Source organism: Halomonas sp. SIMBA_159 (assembly GCF_046536035.1).
Taxonomy (GTDB): Bacteria; Pseudomonadota; Gammaproteobacteria; order Pseudomonadales; family Halomonadaceae; genus Vreelandella; species Vreelandella venusta_A.
In genome coordinates this window covers 1-284 of sequence record NZ_JAWJBT010000348.1, presented here as the reverse complement: position 1 = coordinate 284, position 284 = coordinate 1, and the positions used below count along the sequence as shown (strand labels likewise).

At 68.0% G+C, this 284-nt stretch carries 1 protein-coding gene; it reads left to right on the top strand.

Translation table 11 applies throughout. The features are described 5' to 3' along the window. Window positions 1–254, top strand: a 254-nt coding sequence (locus tag R0J87_RS19575; protein WP_498888334.1) for a hypothetical protein, incomplete at its 5' end; no start/stop codon positions are given. Window positions 255–284: the final 30 nt, after the last annotated feature.

The window sequence follows — 284 nt, the reverse complement described above, 5'->3', positions numbered from 1 at the left end:
AGTTCGAACTCCGCTTCGATGGCAAGCCGCTGACCGATGCGCCGGTGCAGATCAGCGAAGCGGTATGGACCTCGGACCGCAAGCCGCGCGAAGTGGAACTGCGCAGCGATGCCAGGGGCCACGTGCGCTGGGAACAGCCCGCCAGCGGCACCTGGCTGGCCCTGGCGCGCCATCGCAGCGTCGCCCCGGCTGGCGCCGCCGCACCCGAATACAGCAACAGCTACAGCCTCGTCTTCCACGTGCTCAATCCCTGAGCGCGCCGCGAGCCTTTGGAGAAACCCATG